Below are 726 nucleotides of genomic sequence, written 5' to 3'. Positions count from 1 at the left end.
CTCATAGCTGGATCCTCTGAATATTTGAACCGTTAAACCGCGTCAGGCTGCGATCACCCAAGAGATCTCGGAAATCGTCGGCGGCGCTGCCGCGGTTTAACGGTTCAAATATTCAGAGGATCCAGCTATGAGTAGCGGACGTATCGTTCAAATCATCGGCGCCGTTATCGACGTGGAATTTCCACGCGACAGCGTACCGAGCATCTACAACGCGCTGACAGTTCAAAGCGCGGCCGGAACCACTCTGGAAGTTCAGCAGCAGCTGGGCGACGGCGTGGTTCGTACCATTGCGATGGGTTCCACCGAGGGCTTGAAGCGCGGTCTGGAAGTTACCGACTCTGGCGCAGCCATCTCCGTACCGGTCGGTAAAGCGACCCTGGGCCGGATCATGGACGTGCTCGGTAACCCGATCGACGAAGCTGGCCCGATCGACACCGAAGAACGTTGGGGCATTCACCGTCCAGCGCCTTCGTTCGCTGAACAGGCAGGCGGCAACGACCTGCTGGAAACCGGCATCAAGGTTATCGACCTGGTTTGCCCGTTTGCCAAAGGCGGTAAAGTCGGTCTGTTCGGTGGTGCCGGTGTAGGCAAAACCGTAAACATGATGGAACTGATCCGTAACATCGCCATCGAGCACAGCGGTTATTCCGTGTTCGCCGGTGTGGGTGAGCGTACTCGTGTGGGTAACGTCTTCTACCACGAGATGTAGGACTCCAACGTTCTGGA

1 protein-coding gene and 1 pseudogene are annotated in these 726 nt (G+C 57.0%); both read left to right on the top strand.

The features are described 5' to 3' along the window. Positions 1-34: 34 nt before the first annotated feature. Positions 35-100: pseudogene (locus ACIOWA_RS27975) on the top strand (hypothetical protein); the annotation flags it as partial. A gap of 27 nt (positions 101-127) precedes the next feature. Then, positions 128-709 carry a hypothetical protein gene (locus ACIOWA_RS27970; protein ID WP_401162932.1) on the top strand — a complete coding sequence of 194 codons (582 nt, stop codon included), beginning with the start codon at positions 128-130 and terminating at the stop codon, positions 707-709. Positions 710-726 lie beyond the last annotated feature (17 nt).

The sequence above is a fragment of the Pseudomonas sp. NPDC087614 genome, from assembly GCF_044743485.1.
GTDB lineage: Bacteria > Pseudomonadota > Gammaproteobacteria > Pseudomonadales > Pseudomonadaceae > Aquipseudomonas > Aquipseudomonas baetica_A.
Note: the sequence above shows the minus strand (reverse complement) of the source record. Positions and strands in the feature narration are given on the sequence as shown.

Coding starts and splice junctions, on each gene's coding strand:
- ACIOWA_RS27970 (WP_401162932.1), top strand. CDS start 128: ATGAGTAGCGGACGTATCGTTCAAATCATCGGCGCCGTTATCGACGTG.